The 22,390-nt window shown below is 58.8% G+C and carries 23 protein-coding genes and 1 pseudogene; 19 read left to right on the top strand and 5 right to left on the bottom strand.

Annotation, left to right across the window (positions count from 1 at the left end; all coding sequences use genetic code 11):
- The first annotated feature begins 5 nt into the window (after window positions 1-5).
- From AXE86_RS03600 to AXE86_RS03565, 8 genes are all read left to right on the top strand, one after another.
- Window positions 6-1,175, top strand: coding sequence for a DUF3084 domain-containing protein (locus AXE86_RS03600; protein WP_061944768.1), 1,170 nt, complete (start codon window positions 6-8; stop codon window positions 1,173-1,175).
- Entirely contained in the window at window positions 1,172-1,570 is a 399-nt protein-coding gene (locus AXE86_RS03595; protein WP_061944765.1) for a hypothetical protein, read from the top strand. Before AXE86_RS03600 ends, AXE86_RS03595 begins: the two co-directional genes overlap by 4 nt.
- A 43-nt stretch (window positions 1,571-1,613) precedes the next feature.
- Complete coding sequence (locus AXE86_RS03590; protein WP_009753069.1) at window positions 1,614-2,660, top strand: MraY family glycosyltransferase; 1,047 nt, start codon at window positions 1,614-1,616, stop codon at window positions 2,658-2,660.
- A gap of 230 nt (window positions 2,661-2,890) precedes the next feature.
- Window positions 2,891-4,048, top strand: a complete 1,158-nt coding sequence (gene wecB / locus AXE86_RS03585) for a non-hydrolyzing UDP-N-acetylglucosamine 2-epimerase (protein WP_061944762.1) — start codon at window positions 2,891-2,893, stop codon at window positions 4,046-4,048.
- A 30-nt stretch (window positions 4,049-4,078) separates the two neighbouring features.
- The gene (locus AXE86_RS03580) at window positions 4,079-4,315 is read left to right on the top strand and encodes an AtpZ/AtpI family protein (RefSeq protein WP_009753067.1); all 237 of its coding nucleotides are present in this window, start codon (window positions 4,079-4,081) and stop codon (window positions 4,313-4,315) included.
- 53 nt (window positions 4,316-4,368) lie between these two features.
- A complete protein-coding gene (locus AXE86_RS03575) occupies window positions 4,369-4,863 on the top strand; it encodes an HD domain-containing protein (protein ID WP_061944760.1) in 495 nt (164 codons plus the stop codon).
- Between the two features lie 13 nt (window positions 4,864-4,876).
- Window positions 4,877-5,152: a type II toxin-antitoxin system RelB/DinJ family antitoxin gene (locus tag AXE86_RS03570; RefSeq protein ID WP_009753065.1), complete on the top strand. Its 276-nt coding sequence runs from the start codon at window positions 4,877-4,879 to the stop codon at window positions 5,150-5,152.
- Window positions 5,149-5,433 carry a type II toxin-antitoxin system YafQ family toxin gene (locus AXE86_RS03565; RefSeq protein ID WP_061944757.1) on the top strand — a complete coding sequence of 95 codons (285 nt, stop codon included), beginning with the start codon at window positions 5,149-5,151 and terminating at the stop codon, window positions 5,431-5,433. Before AXE86_RS03570 ends, AXE86_RS03565 begins: the two co-directional genes overlap by 4 nt.
- Before the next feature lie 96 nt (window positions 5,434-5,529).
- Here AXE86_RS03565 and AXE86_RS03560 read toward each other — a convergent pair whose 3' ends face one another.
- The 5 genes and pseudogenes from AXE86_RS03560 to AXE86_RS03540 form a co-directional block, all read right to left on the bottom strand.
- Window positions 5,530-6,822 carry a hexokinase gene (locus AXE86_RS03560; protein ID WP_061944756.1) on the bottom strand — a complete coding sequence of 431 codons (1,293 nt, stop codon included), beginning with the start codon at window positions 6,820-6,822 and terminating at the stop codon, window positions 5,530-5,532.
- Between the two features lie 14 nt (window positions 6,823-6,836).
- Entirely contained in the window at window positions 6,837-7,610 is a 774-nt protein-coding gene (locus AXE86_RS03555; protein ID WP_009753062.1) for an HAD-IIB family hydrolase, read from the bottom strand.
- Window positions 7,607-9,271, bottom strand: coding sequence for an alpha-glucosidase (locus AXE86_RS03550; protein ID WP_061944753.1), 1,665 nt, complete (start codon window positions 9,269-9,271; stop codon window positions 7,607-7,609). The genes AXE86_RS03555 and AXE86_RS03550 overlap by 4 nt, the downstream gene beginning before the upstream one ends.
- A 75-nt stretch (window positions 9,272-9,346) precedes the next feature.
- A pseudogene (locus AXE86_RS03545) lies at window positions 9,347-11,458 on the bottom strand (alpha-glucoside-specific PTS transporter subunit IIBC).
- Between the two features lie 154 nt (window positions 11,459-11,612).
- Window positions 11,613-12,380: a MurR/RpiR family transcriptional regulator gene (locus AXE86_RS03540; protein WP_061944751.1), complete on the bottom strand. Its 768-nt coding sequence runs from the start codon at window positions 12,378-12,380 to the stop codon at window positions 11,613-11,615.
- A gap of 208 nt (window positions 12,381-12,588) precedes the next feature.
- Between AXE86_RS03540 and AXE86_RS03535 the strand changes: the two genes are divergently transcribed.
- The 11 genes from AXE86_RS03535 to AXE86_RS03485 all read left to right on the top strand — a co-directional run bounded on the left by AXE86_RS03535 (window position 12,589) and on the right by AXE86_RS03485 (window position 22,215).
- The gene (locus AXE86_RS03535; protein ID WP_061944748.1) at window positions 12,589-13,080 is read left to right on the top strand and encodes a PTS system mannose/fructose/N-acetylgalactosamine-transporter subunit IIB; all 492 of its coding nucleotides are present in this window, start codon (window positions 12,589-12,591) and stop codon (window positions 13,078-13,080) included.
- Between the two features lie 28 nt (window positions 13,081-13,108).
- The gene (locus AXE86_RS03530) at window positions 13,109-13,915 is read left to right on the top strand and encodes a PTS mannose/fructose/sorbose transporter subunit IIC (RefSeq protein WP_061944747.1); all 807 of its coding nucleotides are present in this window, start codon (window positions 13,109-13,111) and stop codon (window positions 13,913-13,915) included.
- Window positions 13,916-13,927: 12 nt separating this feature from the next.
- Window positions 13,928-14,746 carry a PTS system mannose/fructose/sorbose family transporter subunit IID gene (locus AXE86_RS03525; protein WP_061944744.1) on the top strand — a complete coding sequence of 273 codons (819 nt, stop codon included), beginning with the start codon at window positions 13,928-13,930 and terminating at the stop codon, window positions 14,744-14,746.
- A gap of 117 nt (window positions 14,747-14,863) precedes the next feature.
- Window positions 14,864-15,826: a sugar ABC transporter substrate-binding protein gene (locus AXE86_RS03520; RefSeq protein ID WP_061944742.1), complete on the top strand. Its 963-nt coding sequence runs from the start codon at window positions 14,864-14,866 to the stop codon at window positions 15,824-15,826.
- On the top strand, window positions 15,827-17,155 hold the full coding sequence (locus tag AXE86_RS03515) for a sensor histidine kinase (RefSeq protein ID WP_232294916.1): 1,329 nt from the start codon (window positions 15,827-15,829) through the stop codon (window positions 17,153-17,155).
- On the top strand, window positions 17,152-17,829 hold the full coding sequence (locus tag AXE86_RS03510) for a response regulator transcription factor (protein ID WP_061944739.1): 678 nt from the start codon (window positions 17,152-17,154) through the stop codon (window positions 17,827-17,829). Before AXE86_RS03515 ends, AXE86_RS03510 begins: the two co-directional genes overlap by 4 nt.
- Window positions 17,822-19,132 (top strand): ABC transporter substrate-binding protein, encoded by a 1,311-nt coding sequence (locus AXE86_RS03505; RefSeq protein ID WP_232294915.1) that lies wholly within the window; start codon window positions 17,822-17,824, stop codon window positions 19,130-19,132. The genes AXE86_RS03510 and AXE86_RS03505 overlap by 8 nt, the downstream gene beginning before the upstream one ends.
- Window positions 19,133-19,161: 29 nt before the next feature.
- Complete coding sequence (locus tag AXE86_RS03500; protein ID WP_061944737.1) at window positions 19,162-19,968, top strand: Cof-type HAD-IIB family hydrolase; 807 nt, start codon at window positions 19,162-19,164, stop codon at window positions 19,966-19,968.
- A 14-nt stretch (window positions 19,969-19,982) separates the two neighbouring features.
- Entirely contained in the window at window positions 19,983-20,414 is a 432-nt protein-coding gene (locus AXE86_RS03495; RefSeq protein ID WP_061944734.1) for a PTS sugar transporter subunit IIA, read from the top strand.
- Between the two features lie 137 nt (window positions 20,415-20,551).
- Window positions 20,552-21,355, top strand: coding sequence for a Cof-type HAD-IIB family hydrolase (locus AXE86_RS03490; RefSeq protein ID WP_061944733.1), 804 nt, complete (start codon window positions 20,552-20,554; stop codon window positions 21,353-21,355).
- An 8-nt stretch (window positions 21,356-21,363) separates the two neighbouring features.
- Window positions 21,364-22,215, top strand: coding sequence for a histidinol-phosphatase (locus tag AXE86_RS03485; protein ID WP_061944730.1), 852 nt, complete (start codon window positions 21,364-21,366; stop codon window positions 22,213-22,215).
- Window positions 22,216-22,390 lie beyond the last annotated feature (175 nt).

Below are 22,390 nucleotides of genomic sequence, written 5' to 3'. Positions count from 1 at the left end.
ACGTCATGTACGGTGTTACGCTGATTCTCGTGCTCGCTGTCGTCGGCGGCGTCATCGCTGTCATCGGCGACCGGCTCGGCACGCGCATCGGAAAGAAAAAACTTACGCTCTTTGGGCTGCGCCCGCGCCATACGGCGGTGGTCGTCACGATCTTTACGGGCGTCTGCATCACGATGGTGACCTTCGGCATCCTCGCGGCGGCATCGGAGAATGTGCGGACAGCGCTCTTTGGCATGGATCGGCTGAACGCCATGATCGCGGACACGCGTGCGGCACTCGATGCGACGGCATCGGCACTCACCTCGGCGGAGGATGCAAAGCAGCAGGCGGATGCGGAACTCGTGAAGTCCGAGGAGGAGATCGCCGGATTGCGCAGTGAACAGGACGATCTGCGCGCAGAGTCGGATCGCCTCTCGGCGGGCAACCGTGCGCTCATGATGGAAAAGGAAGGGCTGATCTCGCTCAACGGGCGGCTCTCGGGCGAGAACGCCAAGCTCCTGACGGACATCGACGAGCTCGGCGTGCGTGCCAATGTCCTGCGCGAGAACATCGTGAACCTGCGCGAGGGCAACATCGTCTATCAGGCGGGGGAGATTATCGCGAGCGGAACGATTCCCGCGGGGCTGACGCGTGACGAGGTGGAGCGCGGGCTGGAGGGCATCGCGCAGCTCGGCACGCGCAACGCCTCGACCCGCCTCGGCGAGAACCACACGGATCAGGATATATGGATCTACGGGCCGGAGTATGAGTCGGCGGTTCAGACCATCATGCACAGCCCCGTGGACATGGTCGTGCGCATCGTCGCGGCGGGCAATCTCGTGCGCGGCGACGAGATCCGCGCGACCATCCAGCTGTACCCGAACCGCATCATCTATCGCGGCGGTGAGCTGATCGCCGCGCGTGTCTACGCACCGGAGGGACAGGGACCAGCCGCGGAGCAGGCGGTCGTCTCCTTCCTGCGCGATGTGAACGAGGCGGCGTCGGCAAAGGGGATTCTCCCCGATCCGATCCGCGGGACGGTCGGCGTGATCGAGGGGGCGGAGTTCTATGGCCTCGTGCAGGAGCTGATGGCGCATACGGGGAACGTCGTTCTCTCCGCCTACGCGGCGGCTGATACGGATGCGATGGGGCCCCTGCGCCTGCGCTTCAAGGTCGAAAGTGAGAGCGGCAGTTGAGCGGCGCAGTTCTCGCCGTTGATCCCGGGCGAGAGAAATGTGGCGTCGCTGTCCTCGCGGCAGACGGCACAGTGCTCCTGCAGGAGGTTGTGCCGACGACGCAGCTCACAGCGACGGCGGTGCGTCTCATCCATACGTACGCACCGACGGTGATCATGGGCAACGGGACGACGAGTGCAGCGGCAAGGGCTCGCATTGAGGAACTCGGCACGGAGGTCACTCTCGTCGATGAGTATCGTACGACGGACGCGGCAAAGGCGGCCTACTGGACGGCGCACCCGCCGCGCGGCTGGCGTCGGCTCATGCCGCGCGGGATGCTTGTGCCGCCCGTGCCGGTGGACGATTTCGTCGCCGTGATACTTGCACAGCAATATTTGACAGAAGTGTCGCAATAAAGTAAGATGAAACTATATACATCTTTAAGGAGAGCAATCATTCATGCCCGATAATGTCTTAGCCTTTCTGGTCGCGCTCGGCGTGGCACTCCTGTTGACCCCCGCTGTGATCGCCTTTGCGCGCCGCACGGGGGCACTCGACAAGCCCGACGCGCGCAAGGTGCACGTGCGCCCCATCCCGCGCATCGGCGGCATCGGCATCTATGCGGCGTTCATGGTGTCGATTCTTGTCCAGCTCACCTTCGTTGACCTCGCGCCCGAGTACATGACGAGTCTCATCGGACTCATGGTCGGCGGCACGATCATCGTCGCCATCGGCATCATCGACGACTACTGCGACCTGCCGGCAAAGGTGAAGCTGCTCGGGCAGATCATTGCGGCGGCCGTGGTCGTTATCGGATTCGATGTGCGCATCGACGTCATCACCGACCCGCTCGGCGACTATATCTACCTTGAGTTCCTTGCGATCCCGGCAACGATTTTCTGGATCGTCGGGCTGACGAATACGGTCAATCTCATCGACGGGCTGGACGGGTTGGCGGCGGGGGTCTCCTCCATCGCCGCGCTGACGATCTTCCTCGTTGCCATGGAGGAGGGCATACCGCCCGTCGCCATGGTCACCATTGCGCTCGCGGGGGCTGCGATAGGCTTCCTCTACTACAACTTCAACCCTGCGCGCATCTTTATGGGCGACACGGGGAGTATGTTCCTCGGCTTCATGCTCGCGGGCATCTCCGTCGTCGGTGCGGTCAAGAGCGCGGCGACCATCGCCCTCATCGTGCCGATTCTCGCGCTCGGCCTGCCGATCCTCGACACGACGTTTGCCATCGTCCGGCGCGCGCGCAACCACCGCCCGATCTTCAAGCCCGACAAGGGACATCTGCACCACCGCCTTCTCGCACACGGGTTCAGTCAGAAACAGGCGGTGCTGCTCATGTATGTCGTCAGCGCGCTGTTCGGCCTGTGTGCACTCGCTCTGACGGCGGTCAGCATCCAAGCGGCGGCACTCATCATACTGCTCGTCGCAGCGGCGGTATTCGTCGGCGCGCGCAAGCTGGGCATCCTCGGCATGGATGCGCCGCAGAAATAGCGTGTAAGAGAAAAGAGAGCTATGTGTCCCCCAGTGAACCTTAGTGAAGCATGTGAGTAAAGTGCGCGGTACGCTCCGACGGACTTCTTTCGTTCAAGCGAAGCGCGTTTAAGAAGTTCGTCGGTATTTCAGCGTACAAGCGCACGATCACATGCGGAACGAGGCGTTCACGGGGGCACATACGACAGTTTTATATACATGCTGCTATTCGCAGAGAGGAGCAGAGGAGAATGACCGGCAAAATCAAAGTCATGTCGATCTTTGGGACGCGCCCGGAGGCGATCAAGATGGCGCCTGTCGTCATGGAGCTGGCGCGCCATCCAGAGGAGATTGAGACACAGACGCTCGTGACGGCACAGCATCGGGAGATGCTCGATCAGGTGCTCCATCTCTTTCACATCGTCCCCGACTACGATCTCAACATCATGGCGGCGGGACAGACACTCTTTGACATCACCACGCGTGCAATGCAGGGCATCAACGAGGTGTTCCAGAAGGATCGCCCCGACCTCGTCCTCGTCCACGGCGATACGACGACGACCTTTGCGGGGGCACTCGCCGCGTTCTATCATCAGATCCCCGTCGGACACGTTGAGGCGGGACTGCGGACGCACGACATCTACTCCCCATTCCCCGAGGAGATGAACCGTCGCCTGACGGGCGGCATCGCGACCCTGCACTTTGCCCCGACGCCGACGGCACACGATAATCTAGCGGCAGAGGGCGTGCCCGAGCGGCGCATCTTCGTCACGGGCAATACCGTCATCGACGCGCTGCATCATACCGTACGCCCCAACTACGTCCTCCCGCCGGAGCTTTCGCAGGTGGACTTTGAGCACCACCGCGTCCTCCTCGTGACGACGCATCGCCGCGAGAACCTCGGCGAGCCGATGCGCCACGTCTACCGTGCCATTCACGATATCGTGGACGAGATGGGGGACGTGGAGGTCATCTTCCCCGTACACCGCAATCCGAAGGTACGCGAGATCGTACGTGAGGAGCTGGGCGGGCTGGCGCACGTTCACCTCATCGACCCACTGGAGTACGAACCGTTCGCCAATCTCATGGCACGTGTGGACATCGTGCTTACGGACTCGGGCGGGATTCAGGAGGAGGCACCTGCGCTCGGCAAGCCTGTCCTCGTCCTGCGCGACACGACGGAACGCCCCGAGGCGGTGACGGCGGGCACGGTGCATCTCATCGGCACGGCGCAGGAGCGCGTCTACGCCGAGACCAAGAGTCTCCTCACCGATCAAGCGGCATACGCGGCAATGGCGGAGGCAGTCAATCCCTACGGCGATGGGGAGGCGGCACGCCGCATCATCGAGGCAGTTCTCTACCACGCGGGACACATCCACACGCCGCCGGAGCCCTTTCGCGGCGCGTGACGGCTCGGTGTGGGAGAGGAGGGGACACCGATGCAGGAAAAGAAGCCAATGCCGTCGGGGATGGCAGAGGCCATGCGCGCCTTTGGACTGCTCTCGGGGGTCGGCATCTACTTTGTCGTCTTTCTCGGCATCTTCCTCTTTCTCGGCCAATGCGCCGATGATTTTCTCGGGACGGGGCGCGTCTGCACCATCACGGGCATCCTCCTCGGCTTTCCAGCCGCGATCTACTCACTCTATCGGCAGCTGAAGTATTTCAAGCTGGTGTAACGCCGTGCGTATGGGACGCACGGCGTTCAGAATTTATGGGAGATATATGAGACATGGGGAACAAGACAGTAAACGATGTCATGCAGAAAATGATTGCTTACTCGGAGGGCAATCTGCACGATATAGCACACTTTATGAAGGTCTATGCCTTTGCCCGCACGATCGGCGTCGCGGAGAATCTTACGCCGACGGAGCAGGAGACCGTGGAGATCGCCGCGATCCTGCACGACATCGCCTGTCCGCTCTGCCGCGAGAAATACGGCAACACGAACGGCAATCATCAGGAGGAGGAGGGCGGCCCTCTGACGGAGGAGTTCCTCAAGGACATCGAACTCCCTGCGGGGATGGCGGAGCGCCTCGTCTACCTCGTCAGCCACCACCATACGTATAACGATGTGGACGGGCGCGACTATCAGATCCTCCTTGAGGCGGACTTTCTCGTCAACGCCGACGAGAGCCACATGGGGGCTGCGGCGATACGCAACTTCCGCGACCACGTATTCAAGACGGCGACGGGCACGCATCTGCTCAAGACGATCTATCTGTAAAGGAGTGTGGACAATGGCTGTTGTTATGGATGTCAATGTTTCTCTAGATCGTGATGTGAAAGAACGGAGCGAGGCGCTGTATGGTGAACTTGGCGTGGATCTGACGACAGCAATCAATGTATTTCTTCGTCAGTCACTTCGTGTCGGAGGATTTCCGTTCGAGGTACGTATGGATGTTCCGAACAATGAAACTTCCGCAGCACTGATGGAAGCAGAACATCTTTTGCACGATCCATCAGTCAAGCGATACTCCGATGTTGAGGAAGCGTTGAGGGTACTCAAAGCATGAAGAACCTCGATGTCGTATGGACAAGTCAGTTTAAGAAAGACTATAAGGCGGCGATGAAACGCCGTCTACCCATAGAGCTTCTTGATGATGTGATTCGCAGCTTGGCTCGCGGAGAGCTTCTTCCAGATAGGAATAGAGATCATGCTCTGCTCGGTCGATGGCGTGGTTATCGTGAATGCCACATTCAGCCCGATTGGCTGCTCATCTATCGTGTTGAAGATACTATGCTGATGTTGACGCTTGCACGAACGGGTACCCATAGCGATCTGTTTGGTGCTTGAGATACATTAAGGAATTGCTAAAAAAACGATGAAAACGTCCCGCAGATCAGTCCTGCGGGGCGTTGCTGTATATTCGGCTGTATCTTGGTTGTTCGCTCAGCTCTGTTCCGTCATGGCGGCGGCGAGTGCTGCGCCGAGAGCGGAGCCGGCGTTTTCGAGGATGATCTGGATGTTGACCGCCTCATCGAGGAGGAGCTTATCGAGTGCGCCGCGCAGATGATGCGCGACGAGAGGCACCTTTTCATAGACCGAGCCGTCCACGGCGATGAACTGGTTCTCTGCCTTTGTCTCACCCGCGCGGTGACGGATGATGCCCGCATAGGTCGCGGCGACGATGTGCGCGGAGCGCTGGATCACCGTCCCCGCGAGATCCTGCATGAGGGCACGGTCGGCGGCGGAAAAGGTCATGCCCGTCTTGGCCTCGATGATCGCGCCCGCGGCGTGGCGGTCGAGGAAGGCATCTGCCACGATGGCAGAGAGCTCGATGCTCGTGAAGGGATACGAGGCTCCCTCCTCCCCGAGGAGATCGGCGAGTGCCGAGCCGTAGAGCATCCCGAGGTAGCGTCCCGATACCATCTTTTCGAGCCGCTGTGCACCGGGCTGCTCGGAACAGGCGTCGATGGCATCATCGTATTTCGAGAAGGGGAGGCGGTTGAATCCGCCCGACTCCATGTTGATGACCATTGGCTTCTCGCTGCCGTCCGCGAAGTTCTCGAAGTAGCAGGTGTTCTGCCCCGTGGCGTAGATCGAGCCGATGTAGGTGTGCTCGCGCTTGTACGCCGCCGCAAGGAGCACGGCAACCGTGTCGTTGATGACGGCGACGGGCACGACGTTCTTCATGCCGCGCCGCATGAGTGCATCCTCGAGGAGATCGTTTACGACCTTGCCCTCGACGCCCTTCGTGGCGAACTCCTTCGTCCAAGTGATGAGCCGCGCGTTGCAGAGGTTCGTCTGCTCCGAGGGGAAGGAGAAGGTGTGGCCGAGCAGATACTTGGTCTCGTGGTCGCCCTCGATTGCCTCGTCGATGATTTCGGCGAGGAAGTCGAACATCTCATCCGCCGTTGCATCCGCGCAGATGTAGTCGTAGACGCCGGGAAGCGTGAGCGGCTTGGCGACCTTGCTTTCGACCTTGTACTTGCCGCTGCCGTCGAGGCGGAGGCGGACGGCGCGGACGTTCGTCCCGCCGAAGTCAAGCGCGAGGAATGTGCCGGTCTCCTTACCCGTCGGCAGACTCGCGAACGTGCGGAGCATCCGCAGGCTCGCACCCTTTTCGTGCGCAAGCCCTGCGTGCATCTCAGTGCGAAAATCATCGGCAATGTGGTGCAGCGTATCGTCGTCCAAGGTAAAGGCTGCCTTGATTTCCTTAAATTTCTTATGATCCAGACCCATGATTTTCCTCCTTTTCAACAAAAATGATCGAGCATCGCACCGACGCTCGGGAATACCGCGCGCGCCTGTTCCTGAATCGCGGGGCGCGCTGTAGTCAGTGAAAACCCGTCAAATGCCTTCAGCATGGGCAGGTCATTCGTCTCATCACCGATGGCGTAGATCTCCGCATCATCCCAGCCCATGACGCGGAGGAGGGTACGGATGCCCTCGTCCTTGCCGATGCCGGCGGGCGTGATGTCGAGGCTGCACGCGTTCGGAAAGGCATGGATGAGGTCGCCGAGCTTCGCATTCAGTACCTCTGCGCACGCATTGGACTGCTCCGGCTCCGGAAAGCCAAGCGAGAACTGATGGATCTTCGTCAGCCCCGCGATGTCGGATTCCTCAATGTAGGTGATGGGGAAGTCCCACTCCTTTGCCTCGCGCTCGATCCACGAGCCCTCGGAATGGTGGCAGAGGTAGGTCGTCTCTGCCGCCGAGAAGGCGAAGTGGAACGATTTCTGCGCCGTCGGCTCGGCGGCGATTGCCGTCAGCGCACGCGGTGCGATCTCCGCCTGAAACCGTACACTGTCGTCCGTGCCGCGGATGATGCCGCCATTGTTGCAGACCGTGTAGTCGAATTCAACGCCGTAGGCGCGCAGTTGCGGGACGAGCATCCCGTAGTCACGCCCTGAGACGACGCCGAATTTATGCCCCGCCGCGCGCCAGCGGGCGATGCCCTCCTTCGTCTCGGCGTCGATTTTGCCGCCGCGCAGGAGTGTCCCATCATAGTCGCTTGCCGCTACTTTCATCCGATTTCCTCCTCATAGACGATGGCTTCGAGCGGGCGCAGCGCGTACAGCGGCGCATCCGCATAGTTTCCGATGAGGCGCGTTCCGCGCTGCAGCTCTGCGGGGAGCGCTGCCTGCTCTGTCGTAAAGTTGACCGCTGTGACCGTGCGGCGGTTCCCCTCCGTCCGCGCAAACGCATAGATCTGTTCGCTGTCCTTCAGCAGTTCCTCATACTTGCCGCGCAGCAGAAGCGGATGTTCCGTCCGCAGGCGGATGAGTTTCTTGTAGTAGGCGAGAACGGAGTCCGCATCCTTTTCCTCTGCCGCCGCGTTGACAACAGGATAGTTCTCGTTGACAGGCAGCCATGGCGTGCCCGTCGTAAAGCCCGCATGTGCGGAGCCATTCCACTGCATCGGCGTGCGTGCATTGTCGCGGCTGTTGAAATGAACGAAGGACAGTGCCTCAGTGGGGGGGTATCCCTCCGCGCGCGCCAGTTCGTACTGTCCGTGCGAGGAGATGTCGTCATAGTCGGAGATGCTGTCCCATGCGACGTTCGTCATGCCGAGCTCCTCGCCCTCGTAGATGAAGGGCGTGCCGCGCAGGGTGAGCAGCACCGTGGCGAGTGCCTTTGCTCCGAGGACGGGGTCGGCGTCCTCGGGGAGGAAGTAGTTCACCGAGCGCGCGCGGTCGTGGTTCTCAAAGTAGATCGGGCACCAGCCCTCGCGGGCGACCCCCGCCTGACTTGCGGAGAGCGCCGCCTTGAGCTTCGTCAGCTTCCACGGCTGCATCTTGCACCATGCCTCGCCGCTTTCGTAGGGGACGAGGACGTGGGCAAACTCAAAGAGCATCGAGAATACGCCGTTTTCGCCGACCCAGTCGGGGAGTTCTGCGGGGCTGACGCCGTTCGCCTCACCGACGGTGAAGATGTCGTGTCCGTCAAATACCTCGCGGCGGAACTCATGGAGGAAGTCCAGAATGCCGGGCGTATTGACCGTCATCGTGTGGACGCTCACCATGCCGTCTGCCGCATCGGGTGTGCCGTCGGTGAAGACGGCTGGTTTCTTGATGTAGGTGATCGCGTCGATGCGGAATCCGCCGACGCCCTTGTCGAGCCAGAAGTTCGCAGCGCGGTAGAGGGCGGCGCGTACCTCCGGGTTCTCCCAGTTGAGATCGGGCTGCGCCTCGGCAAATGTGTGCAGGTAGTACTGCCCGCGCTCGGGGCAGTATGTCCACGCAGAGCCGCCGAAGATGCCGCGCCAGTTCGTCGGCGCACTGCCGTCCTCCTTCGGGTCGCGCCAGATGTACCAGTCACTCTTTTCGTTGGTGCGGCTGGAGCGCGACTTCAGGAACCATGGATGTTGGTCGGAGCTGTGGTTGTAGACGAGATCCATGATGATGCGGATGCCGCGCTCCTTTGCGCCTGCGATCAGCTCCTCCATCTGGTGCATCGAGCCGAAGTCGTGATTGATGCCCGTGTAGTCACTGATGTCGTAGCCGTTGTCGATCATGGGGGACGGGTAAACGGGGGTGAGCCAGACCGCGCCGACACCGAGCTCCTTCAGATAGTCGAGCTTTTCCGTGATGCCGCGCAGGTCGCCCGTCCCGCTGCCCGTCGTGTCGTTGAAACTCTTCGGGTAGATTTGATAGACGGCGGTGTTCTGCCACCATTTGTACTCGTTCATCGCAGACCCTTTCCTTTCCCTATTTTTCCTATTATCGAGACGCCTTGTTGTTGTTGCACAACAGCATAGTGTTTCTCAGAACGTCAGCACGGGCGTCTCTCCTGCCTTTGCATCCATGCCTGTCGTCTTCTTCATCAGCGGATACTCGCCGGAGTTCGTCACCGCCATGATGACCGTATCCTGATAGCCAGCCTCGTGGATCACCGTGCGGTCGAACGTCACGAGCGGCGTTCCTGCCTTCACGCGGTCGCCCATCGCGACGTGCATCTCAAATCCCTTGCCCTCGAGCTTCACCGTATCCACGCCGATGTGGATGAGCATCTCTGCACCGTTGTCCATGCGCAGACCTACCGCATGACGGCTGTCCTCCATGACCATCGTCACCTCGGCATCCGCCGGTGCAACGACGACACCTTCCGTCGGCTCGACGGCAACGCCGTCGCCCATCATCTTCTGTGAGAACATCTCATCCTTGACCTCGGTCATGTCGATGACATGTCCCGTCGTGACCGCGTTGATCGCGACGGATTTCTCCGTGCCGACCGCCGTCTCTGCCGCATCCGATGCGGGGGCGGTGAGCAGTGCCTCAAAACGCTCGCGGATCTGCGGCACCGAGAGTCCGACAATGACTTGGAATGCGTGACCGTTGCGCACCAGACCATGTGCGCCTGCATCCGTAAAGGCAACCGCCGGGGCAACGCGCTCGGGGTCGCTGACCGTGACGCGCAGACGCGTTGCACAGTTCGTCACATCGACGATGTTCGACGGGCCGCCGAGTCCTTCGAGGAATGCCTTTGCCTTTACATCGCGCTCATCGAGCTTCATGCTCGGCGCAGCGGCACCGTCCGCAGCGGCACCCGCCTGTTTTGCCTTGTAGTCCGCCTTCGTAAAGAGCTTGTCCTCCACCGCATCATCCGTGCGTCCCGGCGTCTTGTAGTCCTTCAGCAGAATAACCCAGCGGAAGACAAAGAAGTAGATGGCAGTGAAGCACAGTCCGATGACGATCTGCGTGATGTACTCCGTATAGTGATACGGGAAGAGCGGGATCCAGTTCTGCACGAAGCAGTCAATCAGACCGCCGCCGAAGTTCCCCGAGAGTCCGAAGGAGTAGAGGGTCGCCGACAGCGTTGCCGAGAGCAGCGCGTGAATCAGATAGAGCAGAGGTGCGACAAAGAGGAAAGTGAACTCCAGCGGCTCCGTGATGCCGCAAAGCATCGCCGTGATCGTCGCGGGGATGAGGAGCGCCGCCGTCTTTTTCTTCTTCTCGGGCTTGGCGCAGACATAGATCGCGAGTGCCGCACCCGGCAGACCGAACACCTTGCCGCTGCCGTGGAGAGCAAAGCCGCCCTCGGGGAAGAGCTCGCGCAGACTCTGCGCGCTCGTCATAAAGTCATTGATATGCCCGAGCCAGTAGGCCTGAATGCCGCCGTCCACAATCGCGGGGCCATAGATGAACGGCAGATAGATGAAGTGATGCAGACCGGCGGGCAGGAGGATTTTCTCCGAGAACGTATATGCCCAGACACCGACGATGCCGCTGGTCTTGAGGAAAAACTGAAAGTGCTCAATGGCGTGCTGAACGGCAGGTCAGACAAAGCAGAAAATGAGTGCCATCGGGATCATCACGACGAAGCCGATGGCGACGACGAAGGCAGGTCCCTTGAAGATGCCGAGCCAGTCCGGGATGTCCGTGTCATAGAAGTGATTGTGCAGGAACGCCGTGCAGCAGGCGATAAAGATCGCACCGAGCATGCCCATGTCGAGCGTCTTGATGTTGGCGATCATCGCGAGTCCCGTGCCGGGGCCTGCTGCCTGACTGTAGTCCACGCCGAAGACATCCGCATGGAGCGTCAGGAAACCTGCAATGAAGTAGTTGAACAGCATATAGATAACGAACGACTCCATCGCACAGCGTGCGGGCTCCTTCTTCGCAAAGCCGATCGGCACGGCAATGGCGAAGAGGATCGGCATCTGTGCGAAGACCGTCCACGCACCCTGCTCGACCACGTACCAGAAATCGTACCATACCGTACCCTGCGCGGCGATACTGCCGAGCAGCCCCGTGTTTTTACATACGATGGACACCGCCACCGTGAGACCGAAGAACGCGAACAGAATGACGGGCGTATACATCGCGCCGCCGAACCGCTGCATGTTCTGCATGATGACATCCTTGCTGAGTGCCATGTGCCTTCTCCTCCTTAACCCATTCCGCAACGATATTGGATCAGCCATAATCCGTTATGTCTACGATAATGCAAAAACGCCGCGAAAGCAATAGCTTCGCGGCATTCGGGAGCGATATACAGAGGTCGTACCGAAGTACATCATATGAAATTTGTTACATCCCGGCACATTCCTCCGCATAGAGCCGATAGTGGACGTACCAGATCTCGAGCAGGAGGAAATAGGCGAGCATGGACTTGAACTGGAGACGCGCCTCGTTCTCGGGCAGATTGAACTCTGCGGGCATGACGTAGAGGTTCTCTGTGGAGCGGCTCGCGAGCGTGTTGTGACGCATCTCCGTGATGGAGAGGACGGGGATGCCCTTCAGGTTCAGCTGCTCCGCGAACTCCACCGTGCGCGCCGACTCGCCCGAGAGCGAGATGAAGATAAAGAGATCGTCCGGCCCCGCCTCCTGATAGACGGAGTAGAACTCCTCGCGCCCCGCGATCTCATAGATAAAGATATTGTCATAGAAAAAGAGCCGTTTCAGCTCCTGCATCACGTTCGTCTGCACGTAGCCAGAGGCGTAGCCAAAGACGCGGTGCGCCCCGTTCATCAGGCGGCTCGCCCGCGTGTAGTCGCGCTGCATCAGCGCACGCCACGTTTGATCGTAGAAACCGCTGAGCGCCGTGCGGACATCCTGCGGCGGTACTGCGGCAGGGGCAGCCTCCATGCGCATGATCGCCTTCATCTCGCCGAACCCGTCAAAGCCGAGCTTCTGTGCAAAGCGTACGACCGAGGCACTCGAGACGGCGCACGCCCGTGCCAGCTCGTGGATGGAGGAGCGGCTCGCCGCCGCGCGGTTGGCGTCGATGTAACGCCAGATGCAGCGATCCGCCTCACTCAGTTCACGCAGGTGCACATTGATTCGCTCTGTGAGCATGGCGCATCCCCTTTCATCTCATACATTTCTTTCATTATACCACAGATTGCGTTCACAGGCATGGTGACAGAAAAGAATGACTTCATGACATTTGTCATGAAAAAAACCTGAAAAGAGGTGACATATCTCAGATGACATTATTTATCGCAGTAATTATAATATGAAAAAAAGTAATCATCTGCTTTCTAAGATCAAGGGGGATTTCATCATGGAGATCGCATTCTGCCGCATCGACGACCGTCTGATCCACGGACAGGTCGCAACGGTCTGGACAAAGATGACGGGCTGCAACCGCATCATGTGCGTCAACGACGATGTGGCGCAGGACGAGATGCGCAAGAAGCTGCTCATTCAGGTTGCCCCTCCGGGCATCAAGGCGTATGTCGTTCCTGTGGACAAGGCTGTTGCTGCGTACAAGGATCCGAAGTACGATTCCTTCAAGACGCTCTTTCTCTTCACGAATCCTGCGGACGTTGTGCGTGCGGTGAAGGGCGGCATTCCGTTCAAGTCCGTCAACCTCGGCGGCAAGTGCTTCAAGGATGGCGACACACTCATCTCACAGGCGGTTGCCGTCAATGCTGAGGATGTCAAGGCCATCCGGGAGCTCCTCGATATGGGGATTGAGGTAGAGATTCGTAAGCTGTGGAATGAGCCGAAGGGCGACGTCATGGAGGCACTCAAGGCAAAGGGGCTTGTTTAGCCAAGATTGGACATAGGAGGTAACGTATATGGATACAGTACAGTTTGTCCTGCTCATCGCCGTTGCGGCGCTCACAGGCATGGCAAGTGTGCTCGATGAGGCGCAGTTTCACCGTCCGCTGATTGCCTGCACGCTCGTCGGACTTGTGCTCGGCGATGTCACCACCGGCGTCATTCTCGGTGGAACGCTCGAACTCATGGCACTCGGATGGATGAACGTCGGTGCAGCAATGGCTCCGGATGCGGCTCTTGCGTCCGTGGTTGCGACCATCCTCGTCATCGTCGGACATCAGGATATTGCCGCGGGCATTGCCCTTGCGGTTCCGCTTGCGGCGGCAGGTCAGGTGCTCACGATCTTCGTTCGTACGATCACCGTCTTCTTCCAGCATCTTGCGGATAAATTTGCCGATACGGGCAATACCTTCGGTATTGAGATGTGCCACGTTGCAGGTCTTCTTCTGCAGGCCATCCGCGTTGCTGTTCCCGCTGCACTCGTTGCACTCATTGCGGGCACGGATACGGTCAGTGCCATGCTCAATTCGATTCCCGAGGTCGTAACGCGCGGTCTGCAGGTTGCCGGCGGATTCATCGTTGTCGTCGGCTACGCGATGGTCATCAACATGATGAATGCAAAGTCGCTGATGCCGTACTTCTTCCTCGGTTTTCTGCTCGCCGTTTTCACGAACTTTAACCTCATCGGCTTTGGCGCGGTCGGCCTTCTCTGTGCCTTCTTCCACATCAAGGGACTGGAGCGTGAGGCACAGGCGGCTGCTGCGTGTGCCGGCGGCGGTACGGGAAACCCCGTCGATGATGTTGATGATTCAGATCTGATGTGAGGAGACAGGGCAATGACTAAGACATTAAACAAGAAAGATCTTTTCTGGATCTTTGTCCGTTCCAACTTCCTGCTCGGCTCCTTCAACTTCGAGCGTATGCAGGCGATGGGGTTCTGCGTTTCGCTGATTCCTGCGCTCAAGAAGCTCTATCAGGGCGATGAGCTCAAGGCGGCCCTCAAGCGCCACCTCGAATTTTTCAACACGCAGCCGTTCCTTGGTGCTGCCATCATGGGCATCATCGCCGCGATGGAGGAGAAACGTGCGAACGGTGCAGACATCAGTCAGCAGACCCTCTCCGGTGTCAAGGTCGGTCTCATCGGACCGCTCGCCGGCGTTGGCGATCCGATCTTCTGGGGGACGCTGCGGCCTGTTCTTGCTGCACTCGGCGCGGGCATTGCACTCACGGGCAGCATCCTTGGCCCGATCATCTTCTTTGTCGCGTTCAATGCCCTGCGTCTTCTGACCCATTGGTACGGTGTTATGTATGGCTATTCCAAGGGCACGGAGCTCGTCGAGGGCATCGGCGGCAACAAGATGCGCTACCTCACAGAGGGTTCATCCGTGCTTGGACTTCTCGTCATGGGCGCACTCGTTGCGAAGTGGACGACGGTCAATATGCCGCTCGTGCTTTCGGAATATGTGAATGCAAAGGGCGAGGTCGTTGTGACGACGGTGCAGTCGATTCTCGACAGCCTCATGCCCGGGATTGTTCCGCTTCTCATGACGTTCGCCTGCATGTATCTCCTGCGGAAGGGTGTCAATCCGCTCATCATCATTCTTGGACTCTTTGCCATCGGCATTGTCGGTTATGCCATCGGCCTGCTTGCCTAAACAGTTTGGGGGTTGCTCTGCGAAGAAAAATTCGTGCGGCAGCCCCTTTTGATATATAATGGAGGACGTATGGATAACGGCATGGCAGCATCATGTTTTGATTAGAGGAGCCGCATCATGCAGAAAGGATTGTCATGGCGATGGGGACTGCTTCTCGTCGTTCTTCTCACGGGACTCGCCTGTGCGCAGTTTGCCCGAACGGATCACTCCGCGCGCGGGAACGAGATGCGCACGAAGTTTGGCGCCGTCTACATGACGACGAACAATCCCTTCTATGAGATCATTGATGAGGAAATCCGCACCGTGGTCGAGAACAACGGCGATGTCCTCATCTCGCGCGATCCTGCCCTCAATGCCGATCGACAGATTGAGGAGATCCGTGCGCTCATTGCGGAAGGGGTGCGGGTGCTCTTCATCAATCCCGTTGACGGTACGCGAATGAACGATGTGCTGCGTGAAGCACGTGCCGCCGGCGTCATTGTCATTGCTATTGATACGAATATCGCAGCGGGGAGCGATGTTGCCGCGACTGTTGTATCGGACAATTACAATGCGGGGCGGCAATGTGCCGCACATTTGCTTGCACATGCGGACGGCGCACGCATCGCTCTGCTTAAACACGCCGAAGCGCGCTCGGCGGAGCAGCGCATCGAAGGCTTTCGTGCGGAGATAGCACAGCATCCGTCCTTTCAGATTGTCGCCGAGGCAGAGTGCAGTGGACAACTCGAGCGCGCCATGCCCGCCATGGAGAAAATGCTCATGGAGCACCCCGACATCGACACAGTCATGGCGCTGAACGATCCTGCCGCGCTTGGCGCGATTGCAGCACTGCAGAGTGCAGGGCGTATGCCGGGGGATACGATGGTGTACGGTGTGGACGGCGTACCGGAGAGTCGGGAGCTCATCCGCACGGGCTGGATGACGGCGACTGCTGTGCAGTCGCCGCGCGGGATCGGTCGTATGGCAGCAGAAGAGGCATATCGCATTCTTTCGGGGGCGTCGGCAGCTGATGTCGAGCTGCCGACACGTCTCCTGACACGCGAAAATATGAATGAAAATGACGACGGGGGGTGGGACTGAATGGCGGCAGAGGCGGTTCTGCGCACCGTATATGGGCGCGTGTTTGGCGAGATGTACGGGCTGCTCTACGCATACAATGCCCTCGTTATCACTCTGCTGAGCGCCTTTCTTTGTCTGACGCAGTACAAGATCTACACGTCCATGAACGCATACGCGTTCTTGAAACAGGTGGAGGCGCTTCCTCTCCCGCTCGTGGAGAGCTGCCTGCTGACGGCGCTGTCCTTTCTCCTGCTCGTCCTGTTCGGCGGGCTCTACCGCATGGATCGTTCGGATCGGCGGCCGCATCTCTATCTCCTGCTCATGCTTGAGATTGCCGCGTGCATGGCACTGATGCACAGTGTAAACTTTGCCTATGACGGTGTCGTCCTGCTTGTCGTCGCAGATCTGATGCAGCGTTATGAGGGACATCATCGTGCCTATTTCCTGATTGGCGCGCTTGTTGTTCTCTACCTCATAGCGAATGTCAATCTCGCACTCTACCAGACGAAAGTCATCCCTTTTGAGTCCTACGTCGCCTATTATAACAGCGAAACACAGAGCATTCTGCGCGCCCTTCGGAGTGCCTGTTCCTCGCTGAACACGATTCTCTTCATCTCCTATCTCGTTCTGCTCATCCGACACAAGAATGAGGAGCGTGCACGCATTCGTCTGCTCAATGAGAAGCTCGAAGAGGCAAACCAACGTCTCCGCGTCTATGCCATTCATGCAGCACACATGGCGGAGACGCGTGAGCGCAACCGTCTCGCACGCGAAATCCACGATACGCTTGGCCACGCCTTGACGGGGATCACCGCAGGACTGGACGCCTGCATGGTGACGCTGGACTCGTCTCCCGCATTCACGCGTGCACAGCTTGCGCGCATCCGTGATGCGGCACAGCATGGCATCACGGACGTGCGTCGCTCGATGAAGAAGCTGCGCCCCGATGCGATGGAGAAGCTGCCCTTTCAGGAGGCGATCACTGCCATGACGCAAGATTATGCACAGACGTCGGGCATGGAGGTTTCGCTCGATGTAAAGAAGTGGCCGGCGAATCTGCGTGAGGATCAGGAGGATGTCATCTACCGCGTCTTACAGGAGAGCTTGACGAATGCCCACCGGCATGGACAGGCGAAGCACGTGCACATCACCATTGGGGAAAAGGCCGGAATGCTATGCATCCGCATTGTCGACGACGGTGTGGGCTGTCCAAAGGTGATACCGGGCTTCGGCCTGCGCCACATGCAGGAGCGCCTCTGCCTCCTGCATGGTACGGCGGCGTATCGGAGCGGGGCGGGATTTACGGTGGATGTCACGATACCGCTCAGCGGGGGAGGAGAGGCTGTATGATTCGCGTCATGATAGCTGACGATCAGGAGCTGATACGGGAGAGCCTGAAGATCGTACTTGAGATGAATGAGGATATGGAGGTTTCGGCGATGGCGTCGAATGGGCGCGAGGCACTTGCCGCTCTCGCGAAGACGCCCGTCGATATTATCCTCATGGATATACGCATGCCGGAGCTTGACGGTGTGCTCTGCACGAAAGCGGTCAAGGAGCGATATCCCGATGTGCGCATCATTATCCTCACGACGTTTGATGATGATGATTACGTTTACTCTGCACTGAAATACGGGGCGAGCGGATATCTGCTCAAGGGCGGGAGCGTGCAGGAGCTGGCGGATGCGATCCGCATCGTTGTCTCCGGTGGGAATATCCTCAATCCCGACGTTACGAACAAAGTGGTGAAACTCTTTAGCCAGATGGCACATGGCTCCTATGTCGCGGAGACGGATCTGCAGGGTCTGCACGACCTCAGTCATACGGAGCGCAGCATTGCCCAGCTCGTCGGGCGCGGCCTCTCGAACAAGGAGATCTCTGCTGCTCTTTCCCTTTCGGAAGGTACCGTCCGCAACAGCCTCAGCACGGCACTCTCAAAGCTGAATCTGCGCGACCGGACACAGCTTGCACTCTGGGCCGTGCAGATCGGACTCTCACAGATGAAGGGGGAAGGGGATGGGTGAGATGCACGTGCAGCGAAACTATGCGTTCGCCCTTCTCGTGCTCCTCATTGCTGCGCTCCTTGTCGCATGGCTGGTACAGCGCAGCAGCCCCGTTCTGACCGTTGGCATCTTTGCGGGCAGCAACTGGGGGGTGCCGCAGGGCGAACCGTATGCCGTCATTGATCGGGCGATTGAAAAGTTCGAGGAGAGGCATCCAGGCGTTCGTGTTGTTTACGTGAGCGGCATACGCCGCGAGGACTATCCGGAGTGGCTCGCCGCACAGTTTTTGAAAGGAGAGGAACCCGATGTCTTCCTCCTGCCGACCGAGGACTTCGAACTCTACGCGGCGCGTGGTGCGCTCATGGAGATCAGCCCCTTTGTGGAGAGGGATGCGGAGTTTTCCCCAGAGCTCTATGATCGTGCGGCATTTCAGAACGGACAGAAGGATGGACGCTCCTATGCGCTGCCCTGCGAGAACATGATTACCCTCATGTTTGTCAACAAGACACTGCTCGCGCATGAGGGGCTTGCCATGCCGCCGCTGGACTGGACGTGGGAGGATTTCTGCGCGCTCTCACGTCAACTTACGAAGGATACGGACGGCGACGGTGTGCCCGATCAGTTTGGCTATTACGACTACACATGGGAGCAGGCGGCCGCTGCGAACGGCGTTCGTCTCTTTCGGGAGGATGGAACGGCTTCGTATTTCGCCGACCCGCGTATGGAGGAGACGGTGCGCTTCATCAAGGAGCTTGAGGGAACCCACGCGGGGTACAAGGTCACGGCACATGACTTTGACATGGGACGTGTCGCGTTTCGTCCGTTTACCTTTGCCGAGTATCGTACGTACAAGCCCTATCCATGGCGCGTGAAGAAGTACAGCTCGTTCGAGTGGGACTGCATCCCGCTTCCTGCGGGACCATCGGGCGGCAATATCACGACGATGGACAGCCTGCTCGTGGGGATGAGCGCACGCACGCAGCGGAAGGAGCTCGCATGGTCGTTGATGAAGATCCTGACCTCCGATCCGGAGATACAGGCGATGGTGCTCGAGAAGTCGCACGCCCTGCCGGCGCGGCGTGATGTCATTCGGTCGCGCGCGGCAGAGGAAATTTTTCTCTGGGATGCAGGGGAGAATGCGATGACAGCGGCAGATGTGAGCGATGCTATGAGTGCTGCTGTCACCCCGTACCGCTTCGAGCGGCGTGCGGAGGCAATGCTCTATGCCGACCGCGAAATCACGGCGATGATCGAGAAGCCGCCGCCGTTTCACAACGCACTCAATCGGCTGCAAAAGGAGATCAATGCAATTTTGCAGCAGTGAGACATGGAGGAGTGAATAGGGAAGAAGATATGGACTACAAAATCGTTTTCTCGGACATTGACGGCACGGTGCTCACCTCCGATCACCACGTTCTTCCGCGCACGGCGGCAGCGATACGGCAGATTGTCGCAAAGGGAGTTCCGTTCGCACTGGTCTCAGCACGGATGCCCGAGGCCATCGCTCCGATTGTGGAGGAGATCGGGGGGCGCACTGCCGTTATCAGTTACAACGGGGCTCTCGTCATCACACCGGACGGGACGGAGATTCACGATGAGCGCATGACGCGCGCGCATACGGAGGCGGTACTGCACCGTGTTGCTGCGCAGTATCCTGCAGCGTCCATGAGTTACTATGCGGGACATACATGGTACGTGCGTCATCGCGATGACCCCGAGGTGTGCAGAGAGGAGGGAATCACAACGGTTACGTCCGTCACTGCGGATTTTGCGGCATTGACGGCGGCCGGCGTTCTGCCGAACAAACTCTTTGCCATGGGGGCACCCGCGCTGATCGAACGCATGGAGCGGGAGCTTTCGGAGGTCTTTCCGGAACTATCTGTCATGCGCTCCCTGCCGCATCTCTTGGAGATCATCGAACGCAGCGTATCGAAGGCGGCGGGGATCGAGGTGCTGCTCGAGCACTATGGGATTGACCGCACGGAGGCACTTGCCTTCGGCGACAATTACAACGACGTTTCGATGCTGCGCTATGTCGGACACGGCGTCGCGATGGGCAATGCCCCCAAGGAAGTCAAGGGGATTGCCGCAAGCGTTACGGAGGCGAATGATGCCGACGGCATCTATCACTTCCTGAAGAAAATTGATATGGTGGATTGAGAGGGGTATGCAAGATGTTTGGAATCATTGTTGGAACACATGGGACGTTTTCCGAGGAAATCGTTACGTCCTGCGAGATGATCTGTGGACCGCAGCCGAATGTGCGTGCGGTGACGCTCGTGCCGGGCGAGGGACCCGACGATGTCGTGGAGAAATACGAGGCGGCAATCGAGGAGCTTGACTGTGCGGACGGAGTCGTTTTTCTCAACGATCTCTTTGGCGGGAGTCCCTACAACGCAGCCTGCCGTCTCGCGGCAAACAATGAAGCGTATGGCATTGTCACCGGAGTCAATCTCCCCATGCTGATCGAGATGGTCAGCGCGCAGCTTGTCGGCGGAGCGTACAATATCCTCGCTCTCATGGAACAGGCGGCAGAGGCGGGAAAGAACGGAACGCAGCTCTTCCATGCCTCAACGATGGGCGATGATGAGGATGACGATCTCTGATGCACTGAGATGGCGGAGCTGTTCTCTGGGGGGTATGAGGCTGTATCAGCACATACAGACGCCCCCTTTTTTATTGCGCGAAAAATTGTTCTTTGTTATAATGAGAACATTGTATCGAACGGGAGAGGGGCGATGATGTGATACGGCTGATTTTTTCAGATATGGATGGGACGCTCTTGGATGAGAACGGGCGGCTGCCGGAGGAGTTCGGCGATCTCTATGCGCGGCTGAAGGAGCGCGGCATCCGCTTTGCCCCCGCCTCGGGACGGCAGTACGCATCGCTCCGACGGACGTTCGCTCCGTGGAAGGACGAGCTGATCTTCGTCGCGGAGAACGGGACAATGGTGATGGAGGGCAGCAGGGAGATCTTTTCGAGCGGGATTGAGCGGACGCTTGTGCTCGATGGCCTGCGGACGGGCATGGAGATCCCCGGCGTGCAAATGGTCATGTGCGGGAAAAAGAGCGGCTACATATTGTCACGCGACAATGTACCGGCATTTCGCCATGAGCTGGATCAGTACGTTACAGTGTCGTCGGTCGTAGAGGACTTCGCCGGCGTGGACGATGTCCTGATAAAAATCTCGCTCTGTGATCTTACAGGACACGCCGAGACCTCTATACTGCCGACGATGCAGCAGTATAGAGACCGCCTGCAGGTTACGCTCTCGAGTACGAAGTGGATCGATCTCTTTAACCTCGGTGTCAGCAAGGGGGCAGCCGTCGCGCAGATTCAGCGGCAGCTCGGTATTGCGCCCGAGGAGTGTGCGGCGTTTGGCGACTACGACAATGACCTTGAGCTGATGGATGCCGTGCACTACAGCTTTGCGATGGAGAACGCCCTGCCCGCCGTCAAGGAGCGTGCGCGCTACCGTGCGCCGAGCAATCGCGAGCACGGCGTGATAGAGGTCTGCGAGCGCATTCTCGCGGGGGAGTTTGACTGAGGTGTCATATGCGCTTTGACTATCACATGCATCTTGAGTACGGCTCGTACGATGAGGACTACGCGGAGGGATTCTTCCGTGCGGCAGAGCAGCGCGGCGTCTATGAGATCGGTTTTTCGGAGCACTCCCATACCTTTCCTGAGTTCGAGCAGTTCTACTATGACGATCTTATCTTGGACGACAGTACTGTGGGACAGTTTCAGCGGAAATGGCTGAAAAAGAACAAGTTCAAGTACACGCTTGACGAGTATTTTTCCTTTATTGAAAAGCTGCGGAAAAAGCACAAGGTGCGCGCGGGCATCGAGGTCTGCAATTTCCGCGATCAGGCGGCGGCCGCAAAGATCCTCGCCGCCTATCCGTTCGACTATGTGATCGGCTCGGTGCACTTCCTGCACGGCTGGGCGTACGACACAGAGGCCATCGTGGCGGAGTGGGACAACCACCCGCTGACGGAGATCTACGAGTGGTATACGGAGGAGGCAGAGCACCTCGCGGCGGCACATCTCTACGACGTGCTCGGGCATCCGTTCAACATCCGCCTGTATCGTCACTTTCCAACGTTCGATGTGACGCCGTATCTCGAGCGCGTGGCGGCGGCGATGGCAGCGGCAGATATGATCGTCGATCTCAACACGGGGACGTACTATCGCTATCCGGTGCACGAGTTTTCGCCGTATCCGGACTTTATGCGCGTGGCATATGCGCACGGCCTGCCGCTCATCACGACATCGGATGCGCATAAGCCCGAGGACTGTGCGCGTTATAATGAGGAGGCAGTGCAGTATGCCCGCTCCTTTGGCTATACAGAGCAGATTCACTTTACGGGCGGGCGCACGCGTGAGAGCGTCCCGCTGATCTGATGCACAGTGACAAGGAATCGCTGATAAAATGAAGTCCGTCAGATTGGCGTAGATTTTTCGTCCGAACGAGGTGGAAAACCGGACGCAGAGTGGTGCTCTGTGGAGGATTTTCCGCCGAAGTGCGGGCAAAAAAGATGCGTCAAGATGGCACGGCTAAATTTATCAGTGCTTCCAC

Origin of the sequence: Selenomonas sp. oral taxon 136 (assembly GCF_001554015.1) — a bacterium.
In the GTDB taxonomy this organism is placed as follows: Bacteria; Bacillota; Negativicutes; order Selenomonadales; family Selenomonadaceae; genus Centipeda; species Centipeda felix.
The sequence above is the reverse complement of the archived record's forward strand: the minus strand, read 5'-3'. Positions and strand labels throughout refer to the sequence as shown.

Coding starts and splice junctions, on each gene's coding strand:
- AXE86_RS03495 (WP_061944734.1), top strand. CDS start 19,983: ATGTTTGGAATCATTGTTGGAACACATGGGACGTTTTCCGAGGAAATC.
- AXE86_RS03535 (WP_061944748.1), top strand. CDS start 12,589: ATGGAGATCGCATTCTGCCGCATCGACGACCGTCTGATCCACGGACAG.
- AXE86_RS03510 (WP_061944739.1), top strand. CDS start 17,152: ATGATTCGCGTCATGATAGCTGACGATCAGGAGCTGATACGGGAGAGC.
- AXE86_RS03515 (WP_232294916.1), top strand. CDS start 15,827: ATGGCGGCAGAGGCGGTTCTGCGCACCGTATATGGGCGCGTGTTTGGC.
- AXE86_RS03525 (WP_061944744.1), top strand. CDS start 13,928: ATGACTAAGACATTAAACAAGAAAGATCTTTTCTGGATCTTTGTCCGT.
- AXE86_RS03540 (WP_061944751.1), bottom strand. CDS start 12,380: ATGCTCACAGAGCGAATCAATGTGCACCTGCGTGAACTGAGTGAGGCG.
- AXE86_RS03555 (WP_009753062.1), bottom strand. CDS start 7,610: ATGAAAGTAGCGGCAAGCGACTATGATGGGACACTCCTGCGCGGCGGC.
- AXE86_RS03600 (WP_061944768.1), top strand. CDS start 6: ATGTACGGTGTTACGCTGATTCTCGTGCTCGCTGTCGTCGGCGGCGTC.
- wecB (WP_061944762.1), top strand. CDS start 2,891: ATGACCGGCAAAATCAAAGTCATGTCGATCTTTGGGACGCGCCCGGAG.
- AXE86_RS03485 (WP_061944730.1), top strand. CDS start 21,364: ATGCGCTTTGACTATCACATGCATCTTGAGTACGGCTCGTACGATGAG.
- AXE86_RS03580 (WP_009753067.1), top strand. CDS start 4,079: ATGCAGGAAAAGAAGCCAATGCCGTCGGGGATGGCAGAGGCCATGCGC.
- AXE86_RS03560 (WP_061944756.1), bottom strand. CDS start 6,822: ATGGGTCTGGATCATAAGAAATTTAAGGAAATCAAGGCAGCCTTTACC.
- AXE86_RS03565 (WP_061944757.1), top strand. CDS start 5,149: ATGAAGAACCTCGATGTCGTATGGACAAGTCAGTTTAAGAAAGACTAT.
- AXE86_RS03505 (WP_232294915.1), top strand. CDS start 17,822: ATGGGTGAGATGCACGTGCAGCGAAACTATGCGTTCGCCCTTCTCGTG.
- AXE86_RS03500 (WP_061944737.1), top strand. CDS start 19,162: ATGGACTACAAAATCGTTTTCTCGGACATTGACGGCACGGTGCTCACC.
- AXE86_RS03590 (WP_009753069.1), top strand. CDS start 1,614: ATGCCCGATAATGTCTTAGCCTTTCTGGTCGCGCTCGGCGTGGCACTC.
- AXE86_RS03520 (WP_061944742.1), top strand. CDS start 14,864: ATGCAGAAAGGATTGTCATGGCGATGGGGACTGCTTCTCGTCGTTCTT.
- AXE86_RS03575 (WP_061944760.1), top strand. CDS start 4,369: ATGGGGAACAAGACAGTAAACGATGTCATGCAGAAAATGATTGCTTAC.
- AXE86_RS03550 (WP_061944753.1), bottom strand. CDS start 9,271: ATGAACGAGTACAAATGGTGGCAGAACACCGCCGTCTATCAAATCTAC.
- AXE86_RS03530 (WP_061944747.1), top strand. CDS start 13,109: ATGGATACAGTACAGTTTGTCCTGCTCATCGCCGTTGCGGCGCTCACA.
- AXE86_RS03570 (WP_009753065.1), top strand. CDS start 4,877: ATGGCTGTTGTTATGGATGTCAATGTTTCTCTAGATCGTGATGTGAAA.